Raw genomic sequence first — 19,809 nt, 5'->3', positions numbered from 1 at the left:
CGCGGCACACCGGGCGTACCGGCCGAGGCCCGCGCGGAGCGGTACGGGCCGCCCCCACGGTTCGAGGGCTCCACGGTTCGGGGACTCCACGGTTCGGGGACCCCATCGTTCGGGGACCCCACCGTTCGTGACCCCACCGTTCGTGACCCCACCGTTCAGGGACGCCACGGAGAAGGGACCGCACATGGACCGAGCCTCGCCACTCGTGCCGCTCCACTACGTCTCATTGGGCGCCCTCGGCCCCGAGGACGTCGTCGCCGACGCGCACGGACGCGTGCTGACCGGAGTGGCGGACGGGCGCATCCTCCGCGTCCACCACGTCGGTGACCCGCTCACGGCCCGCGTGGAGGTGCTGGCCGAGACCGGCGGCCGTCCGCTCGGACTCGAAATCCTCCCCTGCGGCGACCTGTTGGTGTGCGACGCCGAACGCGGCCTGCTGCGCGTGGGCCCGGAGGACGGCACCGTCCGGGTCCTCGCCGACTCGGTGGCGGGGGAGCGGCTCCGCTTCTGCAGCAACGCCGTCGCCCTGCCCGACGGCACCGTGTACGTCACCGTGTCCAGCCGCCGCCATCCACTGGACCGGTGGATCGGCGACATCGTCGAACACACCGGCACCGGGCGCCTGCTGCGGCTCGCTCCCGGGGGCGGGGAGCCGGAGGTCCTGCTGGAGGGCCTCCAGTTCGCCAACGGGCTCGCCCCGAGCGGCGACGGCTCCTTCCTGGTGATCGCGGAGAGCGGCTCCTGCCGCCTCACCCGCTACCGGCTCACCGGCCCCCGCGCCGGACAGGCAGAGCCCTTCGCCGACCTCCCCGGCATGCCGGACAACCTCTGGCGCGAAGGCCCCGACGGGCCGGTCTGGGTCGCCCTCGCCAGTCCCCGCGTCCCCCCGCTGGACCTGCTGCACCGCGCCCGCCCGGCCGTCCGCCGCGGCGCCGCCCGGGCCGCCGTGCGCGCGCCGTACCGCCCGAGCCGGACCGTGGGCGTCGTCGCCGTCGACGACCGGGGCCGGACGGTGCACCACCTGACCCGCCGGCGCTCCGGCTTCCGCATGGTCACGAGTGTCTGCGCGACCGGCGGCCACCTGGTGCTCGGGAGCCTGTGGGAGGCCGGTGTGGCCGTCTGCGCGAAGCCCGCCGCCCGCTGACGGCAGCTTCCGGCAGGCCGGTGCGGCCGCATGCGCGAAGCCCGCCGCCCGCCGCGACGGCGGTACCCTGGTCCCGGCCGTGATCACCCCGGGGGCAGGGCCCGAACAGGAGATGTACGAGCATGTCGGCGCCGGAACCGAAGACCCTCGGCACCCGCCCGGTGGCACCGGGGCGGCCCGCCTGGCGTGGCCAGGCCCCCGTCGTCGCGGTCGTGGCGCTCGGCGGCGCGCTCGGCGCCCTGGCCCGCTACGCGCTCACCCTCGCCTGGCCCACGCCTCCCGGCGGTTTCCCCTGGGCGACGTTCTGGACGAACGTCTCCGGCTGCGCGGTCATGGGAGTGTTCATGGTGCTGATCACGGACGTGTGGGCCGCCCACCGCCTCCTGCGCCCGTTCTTCGGCACCGGCGTCCTCGGCGGCTTCACCACGTTCTCCACCTACGCGGTCGACACCCGCAAGCTGCTCGACGGTGGCCGCCCCGGCCTCGCGCTCGCCTACCTCGCCGCGACGCTGTGCGCGGCGCTCGCGGCGGTCTGGCTCGCCTCGGCCGCCGCCCGCCGGCTGCTGACCGGGAGGCGGCGATGACGTCACCCACCGGCCGCGCCCTCCGGCTGACCGTCTACGTCGGCGAGAACGACACCTGGCACCACAAGCCCCTCTACTCCGAGATCGTGCACCGCGCGCACGCCGCCGGGCTCGCCGGGGCCAGTGCCTTCCGGGGCGTCGAGGGCTTCGGCGCCTCCTCCCGCATCCACACCTCCCGCCTGCTGTCCCTGAGCGAGGACCTGCCGGTCGCGGTCGTCGTCGTGGACGCCGAGGAGCGGGTGCGCGCGTTCCTCCCGCGGCTGGCGGAACTGGTCGGCGAGCACCTCGTGACCCTGGAGGAGTGCGAGGTCGTCCTGCCCCGGACCGACCGGCCTCCGGCCGGGGGGAGCCCCGGCGCGGGGCGCACGCCCAGTCCGGACGAAACGGACCCGAAGGGTAAGAACTCGTTGTGAACTGGCTTCTGGTCATCGCGGGAGCCGCCGTCGGCGCACCCCTGCGCTACCTCACCGACCGTGCCGTGCAGGCCCGCCACGACTCGCTCTTCCCGTGGGGCACCTTCGTGGTGAACGTCGTCGGCTGTCTGGTCCTCGGACTGCTGACGGGGGCCGCGTCCGCCGGGGCCGCGGGGTCCTCCACGCAGCTCCTGGCGGGTACCGGACTGTGCGGCGCGCTGACGACGTACTCGACCTTCTCCTACGAGACCCTGCGGCTGACCGAGGCCGGCTCCGGCCTCTACGCCGCCGTGAACGTCGTGGCGAGCCTGCTCGTGGGACTCGCGGCGGCGTTCACCGGGGTCTCACTCGCCGGCGCCCTGTGGGCCTAGGCGCTTGCCGTCCGGGCGGAAACAGCAAGTACTGTCCACAGCACTGTCGACCCACTCTCCCCAGAACTGGATCCCATGAGCGCCATCTCCGTCGGTCAGGCCGTCGTCCTCGGAGTCGTCGAGGGGGTGACCGAGTTCCTGCCGGTGTCCTCCACGGGTCACCTGAAGATCGCCGAGGGCCTGATGGACATTCCCGTCGACGACAAGTCCGTCGTCGGCTTCTCCGCCGTCATCCAGGTCGGCGCCATCGCCGCTGTCCTCGTGTACTTCTTCAAGGACATCAAGCGGATCGTCACCGCCTGGTTCCGCGGGCTGGCCGACCGTGAGGAGCGCTACCACCACGACTACAAGTTCGCCTGGTGGGTGATCGCCGCCACCGTGCCGATCGTCCTGGTGGGCCTTGCCGCCAAGCCGCTGATCGACGGTCCGCTCGCCTCCCTGTGGGTGGTGGCCGGCTCGCTGATCGTCGGCTCGGGTGTGATGTGGGCCGCCGACCAGATGGGCCGGCACAAGCGGGGGGAGGACGACACGTCGTTCAAGGACGCGATGTGGGTCGGCTGCTCCCAGATCCTCGCCCTGCTCTTCCCCGGCTTCTCCCGCTCCGGCGCCACCATGTCCACCGCGCTCATCCTGGACCTGGACCGGGTCGCCGCCACCCGCCTCTCCTTCTTCCTCGGCATCCCGGCCCTGACCGGCGCGGGCATCTACGAGCTGAAGGACGCGCTCGGCACGGGCGTGGGCGCCGCCCCCCTGGTCGTCGGCACCCTCGTCTCCTTCGTGGTCGCCTACGCCTCCATCGCCTGGCTGCTCAAGTTCGTCGCCAAGCACTCCTTCAACGCCTTCGTGATCTACCGGATCGCGATCGGTGTCCTCCTCCTCGGCCTCCTGGGCACGGGCACGCTCGGCAGCTGAGCCGAGACGCCGGCGGACAGCGGGGTGCGGATGCCTGTATGCAGGCGTCCGTACCCCGTGAACGTCTCCATACGGTCGCCTTGACAGTCCCCGCCCGCACCCCGCAGGATCGTCACTCGTGAACCTGTCAGACAGCCAGACAGGTGGGCGTGGCCCCCGGCGCGTGAGCGCCATGGAAGCGGTCCTCGCCCACCTCCGCGGCGCCATCGAACGCGGCGAGTACGCCATCGGCGACAAGCTCCCCTCCGAGGCCGAGCTGTGCCGCGCCCTGGAGGTGTCCCGGCCGGTGCTGCGCGAGGCACTGCGCGCACTCCAGACGATGGGCCTCACGGTCTCCCGGACCGGCAAGGGCACCTTCGTCGTCGCCAACGCCGTCGAGGACCCCACCTTCGGCGACTACGCGGCCAGCGACCTGCTCGAAGTGCGCCGCCACATCGAGATCCCGGTCGCCGGATACGCGGCCCGGCGCCGCACCCCGGAGAACCTGGACCACCTGGCCCACCTGCTCGACCGCATGGAGCGGGAGACGGACACCACCGCCTGGGTCGCGATGGACACCCTCTTCCACCTCGCCGTGGCCGAGGCCGCCCAGAACCCCGTCTTCCGCCGGGTGATCGAGGAGATCCGCGACGCACTGGCACGTCAGTCGGCCTTCCTCAACGAGCTGGGCGGGCGCCGCGAGCAGTCCAACCGCGAGCACCGGGCGATCGTCGAGGCGCTGGCCGACGGTTCCGAGCACGACGCGGTGGAGGCCATGAGCCACCATCTGGACCGCGTCGAGACGACCCTCACCGACATCGTCCGTCCCCGGCGGACGAACCGCCCCGCGGAAGGCGCACCCGAGGCATGAGCGAGCGGCCACCCGAGGACGGGACACTTCCCTGCTCCGGCCGTACCGACGCCCCCGACGCCGACCACCCGCACGTCCACCGGCGCCGACGCGTGATCCGCGTTCCGGCCGACCCCGATCCCATGATGCAGGCAGTGATGCACAGCAGTTCCCCCGTCGACGCACCCGTCGTCCGCGAACCCCTCCACGCCCCCGTCGCCCACCTGGTCCGCGGCGGGGTCGTCGAGGGCATCCACTACGGCTCCGTCGTCGTGCTCGGCGCCGACGGCCGGGTGCGGTTCCAGCTCGGCGACATCGAGGCCGCCTTCTACCCGCGCTCGGCCCTCAAACCCGTCCAGGCCGTGGCGATGCTGCGGGCCGGACTCCCGCTCGACGGCGAACTGCTCTCGCTGGCCGCCGCCAGCCACTCCGGCGAGGAGCGCCACCTCGCCGGCACCCGGCGCATCCTCCGACTCGCCGGGCTCACCGAGGACGACCTGCGCAACGTGCCCGACATGCCGTTCGATCCGGCCGTCCGGGACGCCTGGGTGCGGGGCGGCCGGCGGCCCTCCCGACTCGCCCAGAACTGCTCCGGCAAGCACGCGGCGATGCTCTGGACGGCCAAGCTCAACGGCTGGTCCCTGACGGACTACCTCGACCCCGCGCACCCGCTCCAGCAGGGCATCGCCGCGACCGTCGAGGAGCTGACCGGCCAGCGCGTGGCCCGGGTGACCGTGGACGGCTGCGGCGCCCCGCTGTTCGCAGTCTCCCTGCACGGCCTCGCCCGCGCCCTCGCCCGGATCACCTCCGCCGCGCCCGGCACGCCCGAGGCCCGGGTCGCCGACGCGATGCGCGACCACGCCGAGATGGCGTCCGGCTCCGGCCGGGACGTCGCCGCGCTCATGCGGGCCGTGCCGGGTCTGCTCGCCAAGGACGGCTTCGAGGGCGTCCAGGTGGCCGCGCTGCCCGACGGCACGGCGGTCGCCGTGAAGATAGCCGACGGGGCGAACCGGGCCCGCATCCCGGTGGCGGCCGCCGCGCTGGCCCGCGCGGGCGTCGATCCGGCGCTGCTCACCGAGTTCGCGGGGGAGCCGCTGCTCGGGGGCGGGGAGCCGGTGGGGTGTGTGCGGCCCGTGCGTGCGCTGGACCCGGTCGCCGTCACCGCCGGCGTGTAGTCACCGGTCCGCCGTCGTCCGTGGCCGCGCGCACCGGTCCGCGGCCCGCCCGTCGACGATCACGCACTTCCCCCCGCCCCCTGCCGGGCCGCTCCCACCCCCGTACCCAGGAAGAGGACCCACCCCCTCATGACCGCCGCCACCCGCTCCGAGCACGACCTGCTCGGCGACCGTGACGTCCCCGCCGACGCGTACTGGGGCATCCACACCCTGCGCGCGACGGAGAACTTCCCCATCACGGGCACCCCGATCTCCGCCTACCCGCACCTGATCGACGCCCTGGCCGCCGTCAAGGAGGCAGCCGCCCTCGCCAACGAGGAGCTCGGGCTGCTGGCGCCCGAGAAGGCCGCCGCGATCGTCGCAGCCTGCCGCGAGATCCGGGCCGGCGAGCTGCACGACCAGTTCGTCGTCGACGTCATCCAGGGCGGGGCCGGCACGTCCACCAACATGAACGCCAACGAGGTCGTGGCCAACCGTGCGCTGGAGCTGCTCGGCCACGCCAAGGGGCAGTACACGCTTCTGCACCCCAACGAGGACGTCAACCTCGGCCAGTCGACCAATGACGTCTACCCGACCGCCGTCAAGATAGCGACGGTCTTCGCGGTGCACGGACTGCTCAAGGCGATGGCCGTCCTGCAGGACGCGTTCGCCCGGAAGGCCGTCGAGTTCCGTGACGTGCTCAAGATGGGCCGTACGCAGTTGCAGGACGCGGTCCCCATGACGCTCGGGCAGGAGTTCTCCGCGTTCGCCGTCATGATCGAGGAGGACCGCAGCCGTCTTGCCGAGGCCGTCGAGCTGATCCACGAGATCAACCTGGGCGCCACGGCCATCGGCACCGGCCTCAACGCGCCCGCCGGCTACGCCGAGGCCGCCCGCCGGCACCTCGCCGCCATCACCGGCCTCCCGCTGGTCACGGCCGTCAACCTGGTCGAGGCCACCCAGGACTGCGGCGCCTTCGTCCAGATGTCCGGCGTGCTCAAGCGCGTCGCGGTCAAGCTCTCCAAGAGCTGCAACGACCTGCGCCTGCTGTCGTCGGGGCCGCGCGCCGGCCTCGGCGAGATCAACCTGCCGCCCGTGCAGGCCGGTTCCTCGATCATGCCGGGCAAGGTCAACCCGGTCATCCCCGAGGTCGTCAACCAGGTCGCCTTCGAGGTGATCGGCAACGACGTCGCCATCACCATGGCCGCCGAGGCCGGGCAGCTCCAGCTCAACGCCTTCGAGCCGGTCATCCTGCACTCCCTGTCGGAGTCGATCACGCACCTGGAGAGCGCCTGCCGCACCCTCGCCGAGCGCTGCGTGTCCGGGATCACCGCCAACACCGAGCGGCTGCGCGCGACCGTCGAGAACTCCATCGGCCTGGTCACCGCCCTCAACCCGCACATCGGCTACACGGCGGCCACCGACATCGCCAAGGAGGCCCTCGTCACCGGCCGCGGCGTGGCCGAACTGGTGCTGGAGAAGGGCTTGCTGCCGGCCGAGAGGCTCGCCGACCTGCTGCGCCCGGAGGTCGTCGCGGGCAGCGGGGCACCGGCCGCCTGACCTGCGGCGACACCCTCCCGATGACGCTGCCGGACCGGCCGGCGGGCACAATGGTGATCATGACAACGACGTCGTCCCACGCCTTCCTGCCGGTCCTGGAGCGCATCGCCGAGGAGGTCAGCCGTACCCCCGGACGCGGCCGCCCCGCCGACTACATCCCTGCCCTCGCGGCCCGTGACCCGCGCAGTTTCGGTATGGCCGTCGCCGAGCTCGACGGCACGGTGTACGGGGTGGGGGACTGGCGGCAGCCGTTCTCCACGCAGTCGATCACCAAGGTCTTCACGCTCGCCCTGGACCTGGCCCGGGAGGGCGACGAACTGTGGGAGCACGTGGGGCGGGAGCCGTCCGGCAACCCGTTCAACTCGCTGGTCCAGCTGGAGTACGAGAACGGCATTCCGCGGAATCCTTTCATCAACGCGGGTGCCCTCGTCGTCACCGACCGCCTCCAGACCCGTACCGGGGACGCGGCCGGAGAACTGCTGGCCTTCCTGCGCGCCGAGAGCGGCAACCCCGCCCTCGACTTCGACGAGGAGGTCGCCGCCTCCGAGACCGCGCACGGCGACCGCAACGCCGCGCTCGCCCACTTCATGGCCTCCTACGGCAACATCGACAACGACGTCCCGGTTCTGCTCGACCAGTACTTCCGGCAGTGTTCCCTCGCCGCGTCCTGCGCCGACCTGGCGCTGGCCACCGGCTTCCTGGCCCGGCACGGCGTCCGCGCCGACGGCAGCCGGCTGCTCAGCCGCAGCCAGGCCAAGCAGGTCAACGCCGTCATGCTCACCTGCGGCACGTACGACGCGGCCGGCGACTTCGCCTACCGGGTCGGCCTGCCCGGCAAGAGCGGGGTCGGCGGCGGGATCATCGCCGTGGTGCCCGGCCGGTGCACGCTGTGCGTGTGGAGCCCGGGCCTGGACGAACGCGGCAACTCGGTGGCCGGCGTGGCGGCCCTGGACCGCTTCACGACCCTGACCGGACTGTCGGTGTTCTGACCGGGCCGGCGGGAGCCGGCCGCCGCCGGTCTTCCGTGGAAACGCGGGGGCCCGTGCGGCGGCGGCGCGTCCCCGCACTCCACCCAGCGGTCGTGTCGCGGCCCCCGCCCGGCAGGGCCGGCGTCTCCTTCCGGCCATCCGGCGTTGACACGCTGCCCGAGTGTTGGCCATGGCATTTCCCGTCGACCTCCGCCACTGCCAGGTGCTGGGCCTGGCCGGGACGGCCTCCCTCGCGCTGGGCGGTGAGACGGCCGGCGCCCTGCCCGTCCGGGACCTGCCGGCGCCCGCATCCGCGCAGGCCGCGCTCGGCCTGGTCGGGGTGTACTTCGGGGTCGTTCTCCTGACCGCCGCCTGGTTGCTCCTCGGCCGCCTGGTACGCGGCCCGCGGCCGCCCGGCCCGCGCGCGCTGCTGCTGGTGCTGGCCGTGTGGGCGGCCCCGCTGCTGCTCGCCCCGCCGCTGTTCAGCCGTGACGTGTACAGCTATCTCGCACAGGGGGCCATGGTCGACGCCCACATGGACGTCTACGCGCAGGGGCCGGCCCGGCTTGGCGGCCCGCTCGCCGACGAGGTCGCCCCGATGTGGCGGCACACCGGCGCCCCCTACGGCCCCGCCTTCCTGGCCCTGGCCGGCGCGCTGTCCGCGCTGACCCACGGTGAAGTGCCCGCGGGCCTGCTCGGCATGCGCCTGGCCGCCCTGCTCGGCGTGGCCCTCATGGCCGTGGCGCTGCCCCGCCTCGCCCGGCACAGCGGCGCCGACCCGGCCGCCGCCCTGTGGCTCGGCGCCCTCAACCCGCTCGTCCTGCTGCACCTGGTCGCGGGCGCCCACAACGACGCGCTCATGCTCGGCCTGCTCGGCCTGGGCCTGGTCGCCGCGCGCGCCCGCGGACCCGCCGCCGGCGCCGTACTCGTCGCTCTCGCCGCCCTGGTCAAGGCACCGGCGGCGCTCGGCCTTGCGGCCGTCGTGGCCCTGGGTGTGCGCTCCGGCCGCCGGCCGCTGCCCGCGGTCCTGGCCACGGCGGCGGCCGCCGCCGCGACGACGGTGGCCGCCACCGCCGTCGTCGGCACCGGCTACGGCTGGATCGGTGCCCTCGACACCCCGGTCTCCCCCCACAACTGGGCGCTGACCAGTCTGCTCGGCCGCGCCACCGGCGCCCTGCTCGCCCACCTCGGCAGCGGCCTGGCCCCGCTGGCCGTGCCGGCCTGGCATCTGCTCGGCCTCGCGGCCACCGCCGTAGCCGTCCTGCTGACCTGGCGGCGGCTGCGCGTCCGGCCGGTGTACGCGCTCGGCCTGAGCCTGCTCGCGGTCGCCGCCTTCGGCCCGGCACTGCGGCCCTGGTACGTGCTGTGGGGGCTGTTCCTCATCGCCGCGGCCGCGCCCAGCACCTCCGTACGGCACCGGGCGGCCGCGCTGGCGGGGGTGCTCGCCCTGGCCGTACTGCCCAGCGGCGGCCCGGCCGACCTGGGGCAGCTGGTGCTCGCCGTCTCCGGCGGGGCGCTCGGTGCGGTCGTGCTCTGGCAGGCCCACCAGGCCGCGCAGGCCCCGGCCCCGGGACGCACCGCATGACGGCGCCGGGGGAGCGGCCGGGGCCGCCCGGGACGCGGTGGCCGCGCACGGACCGCGGCCGGCTGGTTCTCGTCCTGCTCACAGCGGCGGCGGTGACCGCGTTCACGGCGACCGTTCCGTTGCTGCGGGACTTCTTCGACCTGCGGGTCTACTACGGCACCGTGCACACCTGGGCGCACCACGGCGGCCGGATCTACGACTACCGGGTGCCGGGCACCGGGTACGGCTTCACCTACCCGCCGTTCGCCGCCGTCGCCATGCTGCCGCTGGCCCTGCTCGGCCGGACCACCGCGATCGTGGTGTCCCTGCTGGTGAACCTGGCCGCGCTCGCGGTGGTCCTGCGCGTGCTGGCCGGACCGCAACGGCGGCGCCAGGGCTGGTACCGGTGGGCGCTGTGCCTGTGCCTGCTCGCCCTGTTCGAGCCGCTGCGGGACACCTTCGGCTTCGGCCAGGTGAACCTGGTGCTGCTCGCCCTCGTCCTCGGCGACTGCCTGCTCCTGGCGAGTGGCAGGGGCCGCTGGGCGGGCGCCGGGATCGGCCTCGCCGCCGCCGTGAAGCTCACACCCGCCCTGTTCATCGGCCTGCTGCTGCTCGCCGGGCGCCGGCGGGCGGCCGGGACCGCCGCGGCCGTCGCCGCCGCCGCGACCGCGCTGGCCGCCTGGGCGGACCCGGCGGCCTCCCGCTTCTACTGGACCGAGGCGCTGTGGGACACCAGCCGCGTCGGCCGCCTCGACTACGTCTCGAACCAGTCCCTGCAAGGGGTGCTGGCCCGGCTCGGCGAGACCGGCCGCCCGCTGTGGGCGACGGCGGTCCTGCTCACCCTGTGCGTCTGGGTCTGGCGCGGCCGCCGGGCGGTCGCCGCCGGTGACTGGACGGCGGCGTTCGCGCTCACCGGTGCGGCGGCCTGCCTGGTCAGCCCGGTCACCTGGGTGCACCATCTGGTGTGGCTGCTGCCCTCGTTCGCGGTGCTGCTGCGGGCCGGCCGCCCGCGGACCGCGGCCGCCGTGTACGCCGTGCCGTGCACGAGCGTGGTCTGGCTGTGGTCCGACGACGCCTCCGGCCTCGACGGCTTCCTCGGTGGCAACGCCTATGCGTGGATCGCGCTGGGCCTGTTGCTCGGCCTGCCGGCGGGTCAGCCGCGCGCCGCCCGCCCGCCCTTGGCGCGCAGCGCCAGCGCGACGGCACCGGCGCCGAGCCCGGACAGCCCCGCGACGACCGCGGTGGCGGACCAGCCCGAGTCGTCGTCCGATGCCACGGCCGCCGCCACCGGCGTGGCGGACGCCGCCGTACGGGACGGGGTGCGCAGCCCGTCCAGCGAACCGACCGGGTCCACCCGTCCGGCCGCGTCGAAGCCCCAGTCGAGCAGCGCGCGGGCCTCCTCGTACACGGTGAAGCCCTCGTCGCTCTGAGGGTTCAGCACGCTGACCACCAGGGTGCGCCCGCCGCGGCGGGCCGCCGCCACCAGCGTGTTGCCCGCGTTGCTGGTGTAGCCGTTCTTGATCCCGATCAGCCCGGGGTACGGCGCCACCCCGTCCTCGCCGGTCAGCAGCCGGTTGGTGTTCTCGATCGGGTACGACGACCCGTCACCGGGGAAATCGGCCTGGAGGGTGGCGCAGTACCGGGCGAAGTCGGGGTCGGCGAGGCCGGCCCGGCCGAACACCGCCAGGTCGTAGGCGGAGGACACCTGGCCGGGGGCGTCGTAGCCGTCCGGGGAGACGACATGGGTGTCCAGCGCGCCGAGCGAGCGGGCCTTGGCCTGCATGCGGGCGGCCGTGGCCCGCCAGCCGCCGCCCAGCTCGGCCAGCACGTGCACGGCGTCGTTCCCGGAGCTGAGGAACACCCCGCGCCACAGGTCGGCCACCTGGTAGGTGTGTCCCTCCTCGACGCCCACGAGGCTGCTGCCCTCGCCGACGTCCTCCAGCTCCTCGTACCGCACGGTGTGCTGCAGCCCGCTGGGCAGCGCCGGCAGCACGGTGAGGGCGAACAGCGTCTTCAGGGTGCTCGCGGGCGGCAGTTCGCGGTGCGCGTCGTTCGCGGCCAGCACCTCTCCGGTGCCGGCGTCGGCGACGAGCCAGGACAGCGCCGAGACGTCCGGCAGTCCGGGCGCGCCCCGGTGCGGCCGGACCTGGATGCCGGAGCGGTAGAGGAGGGACGGCCCGGGCATCGCCGCCCGGGGGTGGGGCGGGGCGGGCTCCCCGGCCCAGGGCCCGGTGGCGGCGGCGGCCGGCGTGAGCACCAGCAGACCCGCCACACAGAGGGAGCAGGCCGACACAGCCGCGCGACATGAGATTCCGGTGACCATATGATCAACCTACGAACATCGCCCGCCCGCACCATGCCGGCCGGGCCGTTCGGGTCGCCGAGCAACCCGGATGCCACACCCGGCCCCCATGCGGCCCATGCGCGGCCCCCGCGCGGCCCACGGGCACCGGGCTCACCCGAACCGGCTCACCCGAACCGGCCCACCCGAACCGGCCCACGCGCCCCGCGCCCCTGCCGGCCCTGCGCGGCGGCCGGAGACCTCCCCTGCCAGCCCTGCGGCCGTGCGCGGCGGCCGGAACCTCCCCGGCCGCCGCAGCCCTGCCCGGACGCTCCTGCCCGGCAGTGCGCGGTCCGGTCTCAGCCGGCCGGCAGGGTGGGCAGGACGCGTCGCAGGAACGCGGCGTTGTCCGGTGTGGCGCGCAGCCGCTCCAGGAGCGTCGCCAGCGGCGACGGTCCGTTCTCCCGGGCGCGCAGGGCGCGGCGCAGGCCGTGTACGGCCGCCAACTCGGCGGCACCGTGCAGGAGTTCCTCGCGCCGGGTGCCGGTGGCGTCGATGTCGGCGGCGGGGAAGAGGCGGCGGGCGGCGAGGTCCCGGTCCAGGCGGAGTTCCATGTTGCCCGTGCTCTTCAGCTCCTCGAAGAAGTAGCCGTCGGCACGGGAGCCGGTGTCCACCAGGGCCGTGGCGAGGATGGTCAGCGAGCCGCCCTCCTCGGCCTGGCGCGCGGCACCGAAGAACCGCTTGGGGCCGAGCAGCGCACCTGCGTCCACACCCCCGCTCAGGGTCCGGCCGCCGGCGGCGGAGGCGTTGTTGTGGGCCCGGCACAGCCGGGTCAGCGAGTCCAGCAGGACGACGACGTCCTCGCCGGCCTCCACCAGGCGCTTGGCCCGCTCCACGACCAGGTCGGCGAGGGCGATGTGTTCCTTGGCCGGCCGGTCGAAGGTGGAGGCGTACACCTCGCCGCGCACCGAGCGGCGCATCTCGGTGACCTCCTCGGGCCGCTCGTCCAGCAGGAGGACCATCAGACGGCACTCGGGGTGGTTGCCGGCCACGGCGGCGGCGAACTGCTGGAGCAGCACCGTCTTGCCGCTCTTCGGCGGGGCCACGATGAGGCCCCGCTGGCCCTTGCCGACCGGGGCGAGCAGGTCGGTGACGCGTCCGGCCAGGCCGGAGGCGGGGTGCTCCAGACGGATGCGCCGGTGCGGGTGGACCGGGGTGAGGTCGTGGAAGTGCCGCCGGGAGCGCAGCTCGCGGGGTGCGCGGCCGTTGACGCGCGCGACCTCGGCCAGCGTCCGCTGTGCGCCCGGGACGCCTTCGACCAGGTCGCCCTTGCGCAGCCCGTGGCGCCGGATCAGGGCCGGCGGGACCTGCGGATCGGCGGGGGAGGCGAGGAGGCCGGCGCCCCGCAGCCGCCCCGTCCCGTGCGCGTCGACGTCGAGGACACCGGCGACGAGCGAGTCCGGCTGAACCTGGCGTACCTCGGGAGGGTGTTCGACAGTGGTGGTCATGGTGGGGTCCTTTCGCGGACGAACGAGGAAGAAGAAGGGGGAAGAGAGGGCAGAGGCCGCGAACGGGAGGCGTCTGCGACTGCCTCCGGGCGGCGGGAACGACACACCGGGTACGGCGAGGAAGGCCTGCCGCGGGGTGGTACGGAGAAGCTGACGCGCCGGGCGCCGGACATCCGGACGACGGCGGAGCGATCAGCGTGAAGAGGTGGAACTCGCACCGGCGCCCAAGGAGTGGGCGTACACGAGTGCTGATGTCACGGTACCACTCGCAGGGGTCCCGTGTCCGCACCACCGTCAACACGCCACCCTGCCGGACTATTCCGGCCCGCCCGCCGTGAACGCCGGGCACCCTCCCGCCGCCCCCTGCCCCGGCCTGCGATCGACCGTCTTGCCAAGAGAACGTCAGGAGAATCCGGTGCAGAGCTCACCCGCCCGCACCCCGCACCGCCTGGACCCCGCCGGCGGCTGCCCGCACGCCGGCAACGCACGGCTGCTGGCCCAGGGCGCCGTCGCCCCGGTCGAGCTGCCCGGCGGCACCGAGGGCATGGCCGTACTCGGGCACGAGGCGCTGCGGGACTTCCTCCAGCACCCCGATGTCGCCAAGAGCGCACCGACCAGCTCGCCTTGGTGCGCGCGGGCGAGGCGAGCCGGGCGGACGTGGTGGGGGAGACGCTGCGCTGGGACGCGCCGGTCAGCTACTTCCCGTTCCGCTACCCGGTGCGCGACCTGACCGTGGCAGGCACGCTCATCCCCGTCGGCACCCCCGTCCTCGCCGGCTACTCCGCCGCCGGCCGCGATCCGGCGGCGCACGGCCCGGACGCCGACCGCTTCGGCCTCACCCGCGCCACCCGGCCCGGTACCGCACGCCACCTCTCCCTCGGCCGTCATCGATACGTAGCAGATGTCCGCAGACCATAACGATCCCGGACGTCGGCGGACTTGACCGCCAAGCGTGTACTATCTTCGCGGCATGTCCACGCCACCGCAGTCCCCGCAGCCGGCCGACCAGCCTGCTCCGCAGCCCCAGCACCCCCAGCAGCCCGCCGTCCCGCCGCAGCCGACGGCCTACCCCTACCCCCACCCGCAGTCGCCCCCGGCGGGGGCCTTCCACGCACAGCCCACGCTGGTCGGTCAGCCCGTGCCGGGGCAGCCGCAGCCGCAGCCGGGGAACCCTTACATACCGCAGCACCAGTACGGACCCGTGCCGCCCCCGCCCCCGGCCGCGGGCGGGGCCGGCCGCGCGGTGCTGTGGGCCGCCGTCGGCGCGGTCGTGGCCTCCGCCGCCTGGGGGGCCGGTGTCCTCCTCGTCGGCGGGAAGAGCGACAGCGCGGACCTGCGCGGCTACTCGGCCCCCTCCAATCTGTGCTCCAGCGCCGACTATTCGTCCTTCAAGGACGAGTACACCGAGAACGACTCCTCGCCGACCCACACCGCCCTCAAGGACGAGGCGCTGGACGAGAGCTACTGCAGCCTGAGCCTGAAGAAGCCCGGCTCGACGTACGCGGACGCCTACCTCACCCTGCAGCTGGACCTGCACAAGAAGACCGACCCCGCGCCGGAGTTCACCGCCACCTGGAAGAACTACGGGGAGAGCCACACGGGTTACGACGTCGATTCCGTCGAGGGCATCGGTGACGAGGCGTACCTGGTCAGCCATGACACCACGAACGGGTCCTCCAGCGGCTCCCGGTACGCCACGCTCGCCGTCCGCGACGGATGGGTGACGTACACGATGGCGTACAGCACCTATCTCAGCTCGTACGACGAGGACAAGGACCCGCCCGCCCTCACCGACGTCTCCGACTGGCTGAAGACCGACGCCAAGGCCACCCTGCGGCAGCTCCGGGACTGACCCGGCGGTGGGGGGAGGCGGGCGCGCCCGCGCGCGTCGCCCCGACCGGGCCGATCGCCCGTCGGGGTGGTGCCGCCGCGGAACGCGGACCGTGACCGCGCGCGGTACGGCAGAGTGAGAGGGTGCCTCGCCGACTTCTTCCGCTGCTGGTGGCGGCGCTGATGAGCGTCGCCGGCTGCACCACCGTCAGCTCCGCCCAAGCCCCCGACACCGCCCGCTCCAGACGCTTCCTCGTCCCGGACGCGGCGGTGCGGCCGTCGGTCCTGACGGCACCGGTGAGCGAACCGGCCGGGCACGCCGCGCTCGTGCGCACGGGCCCCGAGCGCACGCACCGGCCGCGTCCGGCGGCCGCGCCGCGACGGGGCCCGGTGCCCGTCCGCGCGGCGCGGCTCGTGCCCCCGCCCCGGACCGCGGCGCCCGCCGCCCCGCCGGTACGGCACCCGCGCCCGCAGCGGCGGCCGCCCGCACGGCACCCGGTCCCGCGTCCGCGCCCGACCGCCACCGTCGGTATGCGCGATGTGTGCCGTGAGGCGGACGGGGTGGCCGCACCGGAGATCGTCCAGCTCTGCCACGACGTCTTCGGCTGACCTGAGCCGCCGCCCACGGGCCGCCCCGGTGCCGCGACGAGCGGACTAGGCTGACGGAATGTACGGTCCCGAAGGCCCCACGCTCCGCGAACTCGCCGTCCAGGCGCTGTCCTCCGTCGAGCGCGGGTACGACCTGCTCGCGCCGAAGTTCGATCACACCCCCTTCCGCACCCCCGACGCCGTGCTGGACTCCGTGGCGAAGGCGCTGGTGCCGCTCGGCCCGTTCACGGACGGGCTCGACCTGTGCTGTGGGACCGGCGCCGGGACACGGCTGCTGACCGGCCTGTGCCGCCGCAGCGTCACCGGGGTCGACTTCAGCGCCGGCATGCTCGACGTCGCCCGGCAGCGGGTGCGGCCCGCCGGCGGGCCCCGGATGGCCTGGGTGCGCGGCGACGCCCGGCAACTGCCGTTCACGGCCGCGTTCGACCTCGTCGTCTCCTTCGGGGCGTTCGGACACTTCCTGCCGCGGGAGTTGCCGGGCCTCTTCGGACAGGTCCACTCGGTGCTGCGGCCGGGCGGCCGGTTCGCCTTCCCCGTGTTCGCCCCGCCCCGCCCCGGCCACCCCGCGTTCTGGCTCCTGCTCGGCTTCGACGCGGTGATGCGGGTGCGCAACGCGCTGTGGCGGCCCCCCTTCGTCATGTACTACCGGGCCTTCCGGCTCGGATCCGTGCGGGAGGAGCTGGAGCGCGCGGGTTTCACCGTCGAGCTGGCCGCCCTGCCCGAGTTCGGGCGGCGGGCCGACGGCAGCCCGCGCGCCCGGCTGGTGGTGGCCCGCAGGGCCGGCGCGCCGCCCGGCGGCGGTCAGACCGCGGCGGGCAGCGTGAACTCGTAGACGAGCGCGTCCTGTTCGGCGTCGACCACCAGGTCGGTGATCTCCAGCGGGCGCGCGTACTGGTCGTGCACCCGCCGCGTCACCCGCACCGAAGAAGCGTCGCCGACCTGGCTGATGGCATCCCGGTGGTGCAGGGTCAGCCCCGCCTTGCGCATCCAGTCGTAGGCCCGCCGCAGCTGCGCGGGCGTGGCCCCGTCGGCCCGGCTCCGGTAGCGGGCCAGCTCCGCCACCTCGGCCAGCACCACCGCCGAGAACGAGCTCACCGCCGTCCGCAGCGACCGCCCGTCCGGCGCCACCGACTGGTAGCGGTGCACCAGCGTGGGCCGGTGCGGGGCCAGGCCCAGGGCCCTGGCGTGCTCCGGCGGCGGCGCCTCCCAGGTCACCGTGGCCCGGTCGACCGCACACGGATCCGCCGACCGGGCGCCCACCGGGAAGGTGAGACAGGCCGGTGTCTCGACCGGCCGGCCGGGCAGCGTGGCGTGGCTGCCCCGCCGGTCGGTGGCGACCAGACCGCCGCGGCGCAGCACCTCCAGCGCCTGGCGGACGGTCTCCCGGCTGACCCCGAAGTGCGCGGCCAGGTGCCGTTCCCCCGGCAGCCGTTCACCGGGCGGAATGGTGCCGTCGCGCAGTTCGTCGAGGAGCAGCGCCGCGATCCGTCCGTACAGGGGCCGGCTGTCGCTGTCGCTGGGCGAGGGATCGTGTGAGGTGGTGCGGGCCATGCCGCGCCCTCCTGTCGGTGACAAGACGTAGTCGTTCGGGCTCGTTGCGCGACCACAATTAGCATTGGTCTAAACCACGGGGGAAGGGTGGACGGTCGGTTCGGCCGAATTCCACCCGCGCGCACGTCCGTCACCCGGCGCGCCGAGGCGCCCTTACAGAGCGCTGTACAGGGCGTCGACCAGCGCTGTCTTGCGCGGATCGTCGGCGATGTGCGGGCCCATCCGGTTCATGACGTAGCCCAGCGACACTCCCGCGTCCGGGTCGGCGAGCCCACAGGAACCGCCGAATCCGTCATGGCCGAAAGCGCGCGGATTCGGGCCGTACGACCCGTGGGGCCCGCTCAGCCACAGCCCGAGCCCGATCTCGGTCTCGCCCTCGAACCCCGCGCCCAGCACCAGGTCCCGGCAGCTGCCCTGACCCTCCCGCACCCGCTCCGCCGCCTCCGGGGACAGGATCCGGCGGCCGCCGTACGCACCGCGGCCGGCGAAGACGCCGTACAGGGCCGCGACCGCCCGCGCGGTCCCGTGCCCGTTCGCCGCGGGGATCTCCGCCGCCCGCCAGCCGGGGCTGGTCGCGTCCGCCGCCCCGACGGCGGGGTTGGTCAGGGCGGCCACCGCGGCCGGGGCCAACTCCTTGAAGACCGCCTCCTGTCCGGCGGGCGACGCGGCCCGCGGAGGCACCAGCTCCGCCGCCCGGCCGTACTCCCGTGCCGGCAGGCCGACCGTGAAGTCGATCCCGAGCGGCCCGGTCACCTCCCGCTCCAGGAAGGCGCCCGGCCGCAGCCCCGAGATCCGCCGCACGACCTCCCCGACCAGGAAGCCGTAGGTCAGCGCGTGATAACCGGACCGGGTGCCGGGCTCCCACCAGGGTTCCATGGCCGCGAGCCGCGCGGTGGTCAGCTCCCAGTCGTACAGCTCCTCCAGGCTGTGCGGCTCGCGCAGTCCGGCCAGCCCGGCGCGGTGCGACAGGAGGTGGCGCACGAGCACCTTCTCCTTGCCCGCGGCGGCGAATTCCGGCCAGTACGCGGCCACCGGGGCGTCGAAGTCCAGCAGGCCCCGGTCGGCGAGGACGTGCGCGCACAGGGCCACCGGCCCCTTGGTGGTCGACCAGACGTTCACCACCGTCTCCCGGGTCCAGGGCCGGGTGCGCGCCGCGTCCGCCCAGCCGCCCCAGAGGTCGACCACCGTCTCGCCGCCGACGGTCACGGCCACCGCGGCGCCGAGCTCCGCCCGGGTGCGGAAGTTCTCCTCGAACGCCTCCCGCACCGCGGCGAAGCGCGGATCACAGTGGCCGTGGATCGGTGCGTGCGTCTGCGGTGTCTGCTGCTGCTCGTGCGCGGACATGGGCCCTCCGTCGTCGCCGGGAAGCCGGGCCGCGGCGGTGCGGCCCGGGCGCTCCGAACGTACCGACTGGTCGGACCGGACGGAAGGGCGGCGCGAGAGCATCGGCCGGCGGCGGGCCTCGGGTGTACGGCGGCCGCGACGGCACCGGCCCGGCGGGCCCCGCCTGTACCGCCGCCGCAACGGCACCGGCGGCGGGGCTCAGGCGTACGAGCGCAGCCAGCGCAGCTTCTCGGCCTCCTGGAACGGGCCGCCGCCCTCGTGGTCGTTGAAGTCGTACACCTCGATCGCCTTGTCCTCGTGCGCCCACGCGTTGAAGGCCGCGAAGACCGTCGACGGCGGGCAGGTCTGGTCCTCCAGCGCCGCGGAGAACAGGGCGGGCGCCCGGCCGCGGGCCGCGAAGTGCACCCCGTCGAAGTAGGAGAGCGTGCGCAGCACCTCCGCCGAGCGGCCGCGGTGCGTCTTCAGGAACAGAGCGATCTCCCGGTACGGGTGACGGTCCGTCAGGGTCGCCCCGCGCGGGAAGTCGCACAGGAACGGCACGTCCGGGGCGACCGCGACCAGGTCCGGGACCAGCCCGCCGACGGCCAGGGCGATGCCGCCGCCCTGGCTCGCACCGGTCGCCACGGTCCGGGCCGGGTCGGCCAGCGGATGCGACCGGGCCGCCTCGATCGCGCGCACGGCGTCCGTGAACACCCGGCGGTAGTAGTAGTTCTCGGGCGCGTCGATGCCCCGCGTCATGAACCCGGGGTACGCGGGCGCGGCGCCCACGGGGTCCGGCGTGCCGCCGCCGGCGCCCCAGGCGCTGCCCTGTCCGCGGGTGTCCATCATGAAGTGCGCCCGGCCCGTCGACGCCCACAGCAGGTTCTCGTGGGGCAGCCCCCGCCCGCCGCCGTAACCGATGAATTCCACGACCAGCGGAAGCGGTTCGTCGGCGCCGGCCGGCAGGCGCAGCCAGCCCTTGACCGGATGGCCGCCGAACCCGGCGAACGTCACGTCGTACACCTCGACCGTGGACAGTCCGGTCTCCACCGGCTCGAAGTGGGCGTCCAGCTCGTGCTCACGCGCTTGCTGGAGCGTCTTGTCCCAGAAAGCATCGAAGTCGTCCGGTTCGGTGGACTCGCTGCGGTACGCACGGAGTTCGTCGAGAGGGAGGTCGAACAGGGCCATCAACAACCACCTTGGTCAAG

Annotated in this window: 18 protein-coding genes and 2 pseudogenes; 15 read left to right on the top strand and 5 right to left on the bottom strand. The window is 74.4% G+C overall.

Annotated features, from left to right (window positions below):
* Positions 1-184 precede the first annotated feature (184 nt).
* The 11 genes from ABZ576_RS13130 (at position 185) to ABZ576_RS13080 (ending at position 10,929) form a co-directional block, all read left to right on the top strand.
* Entirely contained in the window at positions 185-1,144 is a 960-nt protein-coding gene (locus tag ABZ576_RS13130; protein ID WP_360739444.1) for an SMP-30/gluconolactonase/LRE family protein, read from the top strand.
* Positions 1,145-1,266: 122 nt separating this feature from the next.
* Positions 1,267-1,728 (top strand): fluoride efflux transporter CrcB, encoded by a 462-nt coding sequence (gene crcB / locus ABZ576_RS13125; protein ID WP_360739442.1) that lies wholly within the window; start codon positions 1,267-1,269, stop codon positions 1,726-1,728.
* Positions 1,725-2,141 (top strand): DUF190 domain-containing protein, encoded by a 417-nt coding sequence (locus ABZ576_RS13120; RefSeq protein WP_360739441.1) that lies wholly within the window; start codon positions 1,725-1,727, stop codon positions 2,139-2,141. The genes crcB (ABZ576_RS13125) and ABZ576_RS13120 overlap by 4 nt, the downstream gene beginning before the upstream one ends.
* Positions 2,138-2,512: a fluoride efflux transporter CrcB gene (gene crcB, locus ABZ576_RS13115; RefSeq protein WP_360739440.1), complete on the top strand. Its 375-nt coding sequence runs from the start codon at positions 2,138-2,140 to the stop codon at positions 2,510-2,512. The genes ABZ576_RS13120 and crcB (ABZ576_RS13115) overlap by 4 nt, the downstream gene beginning before the upstream one ends.
* A 75-nt stretch (positions 2,513-2,587) precedes the next feature.
* Entirely contained in the window at positions 2,588-3,424 is an 837-nt protein-coding gene (locus tag ABZ576_RS13110; protein WP_360739438.1) for an undecaprenyl-diphosphate phosphatase, read from the top strand.
* Positions 3,425-3,596: 172 nt separating this feature from the next.
* Positions 3,597-4,274, top strand: coding sequence for a FadR/GntR family transcriptional regulator (locus ABZ576_RS13105; protein ID WP_360739597.1), 678 nt, complete (start codon positions 3,597-3,599; stop codon positions 4,272-4,274).
* A 137-nt stretch (positions 4,275-4,411) separates the two neighbouring features.
* Positions 4,412-5,428 carry an asparaginase gene (locus tag ABZ576_RS13100; protein WP_360739595.1) on the top strand — a complete coding sequence of 339 codons (1,017 nt, stop codon included), beginning with the start codon at positions 4,412-4,414 and terminating at the stop codon, positions 5,426-5,428.
* 129 nt (positions 5,429-5,557) lie between these two features.
* A complete protein-coding gene (gene aspA, locus ABZ576_RS13095; protein WP_360739437.1) occupies positions 5,558-6,967 on the top strand; it encodes an aspartate ammonia-lyase in 1,410 nt (469 codons plus the stop codon).
* A 50-nt stretch (positions 6,968-7,017) separates the two neighbouring features.
* Entirely contained in the window at positions 7,018-7,956 is a 939-nt protein-coding gene (locus tag ABZ576_RS13090) for a glutaminase (protein WP_360739593.1), read from the top strand.
* Positions 7,957-8,125: 169 nt separating this feature from the next.
* On the top strand, positions 8,126-9,520 hold the full coding sequence (gene mptB / locus ABZ576_RS13085) for a polyprenol phosphomannose-dependent alpha 1,6 mannosyltransferase MptB (RefSeq protein ID WP_360739436.1): 1,395 nt from the start codon (positions 8,126-8,128) through the stop codon (positions 9,518-9,520).
* Entirely contained in the window at positions 9,517-10,929 is a 1,413-nt protein-coding gene (locus ABZ576_RS13080; RefSeq protein ID WP_360739434.1) for a glycosyltransferase 87 family protein, read from the top strand. The genes mptB and ABZ576_RS13080 overlap by 4 nt, the downstream gene beginning before the upstream one ends.
* A gap of 11 nt (positions 10,930-10,940) precedes the next feature.
* On the opposite strand, the pseudogene ABZ576_RS13075 reads toward ABZ576_RS13080, so the two are convergent.
* Together ABZ576_RS13075 and rho are read right to left on the bottom strand one after the other, a co-directional pair.
* Positions 10,941-11,684: pseudogene (locus tag ABZ576_RS13075) on the bottom strand (serine hydrolase); the annotation flags it as partial.
* Between the two features lie 455 nt (positions 11,685-12,139).
* Positions 12,140-13,288: a transcription termination factor Rho gene (gene rho / locus ABZ576_RS13070; RefSeq protein ID WP_360739433.1), complete on the bottom strand. Its 1,149-nt coding sequence runs from the start codon at positions 13,286-13,288 to the stop codon at positions 12,140-12,142.
* Positions 13,289-13,703: 415 nt separating this feature from the next.
* Between rho and ABZ576_RS13065 the strand changes: the two are divergent.
* The 4 genes and pseudogenes from ABZ576_RS13065 to ABZ576_RS13050 form a co-directional block, all read left to right on the top strand.
* Positions 13,704-14,170 (top strand): annotated as a pseudogene (locus tag ABZ576_RS13065) (cytochrome P450); the annotation flags it as partial.
* Positions 14,171-14,258: 88 nt separating this feature from the next.
* Positions 14,259-15,140, top strand: a complete 882-nt coding sequence (locus ABZ576_RS13060; RefSeq protein WP_360739432.1) for a hypothetical protein — start codon at positions 14,259-14,261, stop codon at positions 15,138-15,140.
* A 122-nt stretch (positions 15,141-15,262) separates the two neighbouring features.
* On the top strand, positions 15,263-15,727 hold the full coding sequence (locus ABZ576_RS13055) for a hypothetical protein (protein WP_360739430.1): 465 nt from the start codon (positions 15,263-15,265) through the stop codon (positions 15,725-15,727).
* A 58-nt stretch (positions 15,728-15,785) separates the two neighbouring features.
* Complete coding sequence (locus ABZ576_RS13050; protein ID WP_360739429.1) at positions 15,786-16,559, top strand: class I SAM-dependent methyltransferase; 774 nt, start codon at positions 15,786-15,788, stop codon at positions 16,557-16,559.
* Here the strand turns inward: ABZ576_RS13050 and ABZ576_RS13045 are convergent.
* The 3 genes from ABZ576_RS13045 to ABZ576_RS13035 form a co-directional block, all read right to left on the bottom strand.
* Complete coding sequence (locus ABZ576_RS13045) at positions 16,529-17,278, bottom strand: GntR family transcriptional regulator (RefSeq protein WP_360739428.1); 750 nt, start codon at positions 17,276-17,278, stop codon at positions 16,529-16,531. The two genes, ABZ576_RS13050 and ABZ576_RS13045, sit on opposite strands and share 31 nt — an antisense overlap.
* Before the next feature lie 153 nt (positions 17,279-17,431).
* Entirely contained in the window at positions 17,432-18,622 is a 1,191-nt protein-coding gene (locus tag ABZ576_RS13040; protein WP_360739427.1) for a serine hydrolase domain-containing protein, read from the bottom strand.
* 198 nt (positions 18,623-18,820) lie between these two features.
* Positions 18,821-19,789, bottom strand: a complete 969-nt coding sequence (locus ABZ576_RS13035) for an acetylxylan esterase (RefSeq protein ID WP_360739426.1) — start codon at positions 19,787-19,789, stop codon at positions 18,821-18,823.
* Positions 19,790-19,809: the final 20 nt, after the last annotated feature.

Source organism: Streptomyces sp. NPDC013455, assembly GCF_040632975.1.
Lineage (GTDB): Bacteria > Actinomycetota > Actinomycetes > Streptomycetales > Streptomycetaceae > Streptomyces.
Note: the sequence above shows the minus strand (reverse complement) of the source record. Positions and strands in the feature narration are given on the sequence as shown.

Coding starts and splice junctions, on each gene's coding strand:
- ABZ576_RS13130 (WP_360739444.1), top strand. CDS start 185: ATGGACCGAGCCTCGCCACTCGTGCCGCTCCACTACGTCTCATTGGGC.
- crcB (WP_360739442.1), top strand. CDS start 1,267: ATGTCGGCGCCGGAACCGAAGACCCTCGGCACCCGCCCGGTGGCACCG.
- ABZ576_RS13120 (WP_360739441.1), top strand. CDS start 1,725: ATGACGTCACCCACCGGCCGCGCCCTCCGGCTGACCGTCTACGTCGGC.
- ABZ576_RS13110 (WP_360739438.1), top strand. CDS start 2,588: ATGAGCGCCATCTCCGTCGGTCAGGCCGTCGTCCTCGGAGTCGTCGAG.
- ABZ576_RS13105 (WP_360739597.1), top strand. CDS start 3,597: ATGGAAGCGGTCCTCGCCCACCTCCGCGGCGCCATCGAACGCGGCGAG.
- ABZ576_RS13100 (WP_360739595.1), top strand. CDS start 4,412: ATGCACAGCAGTTCCCCCGTCGACGCACCCGTCGTCCGCGAACCCCTC.
- aspA (WP_360739437.1), top strand. CDS start 5,558: ATGACCGCCGCCACCCGCTCCGAGCACGACCTGCTCGGCGACCGTGAC.
- ABZ576_RS13090 (WP_360739593.1), top strand. CDS start 7,018: ATGGTGATCATGACAACGACGTCGTCCCACGCCTTCCTGCCGGTCCTG.
- mptB (WP_360739436.1), top strand. CDS start 8,126: ATGGCATTTCCCGTCGACCTCCGCCACTGCCAGGTGCTGGGCCTGGCC.
- ABZ576_RS13080 (WP_360739434.1), top strand. CDS start 9,517: ATGACGGCGCCGGGGGAGCGGCCGGGGCCGCCCGGGACGCGGTGGCCG.
- rho (WP_360739433.1), bottom strand. CDS start 13,288: ATGACCACCACTGTCGAACACCCTCCCGAGGTACGCCAGGTTCAGCCG.
- ABZ576_RS13060 (WP_360739432.1), top strand. CDS start 14,259: ATGTCCACGCCACCGCAGTCCCCGCAGCCGGCCGACCAGCCTGCTCCG.
- ABZ576_RS13050 (WP_360739429.1), top strand. CDS start 15,786: ATGTACGGTCCCGAAGGCCCCACGCTCCGCGAACTCGCCGTCCAGGCG.
- ABZ576_RS13045 (WP_360739428.1), bottom strand. CDS start 17,278: ATGGCCCGCACCACCTCACACGATCCCTCGCCCAGCGACAGCGACAGC.
- ABZ576_RS13040 (WP_360739427.1), bottom strand. CDS start 18,622: ATGTCCGCGCACGAGCAGCAGCAGACACCGCAGACGCACGCACCGATC.
- ABZ576_RS13035 (WP_360739426.1), bottom strand. CDS start 19,789: ATGGCCCTGTTCGACCTCCCTCTCGACGAACTCCGTGCGTACCGCAGC.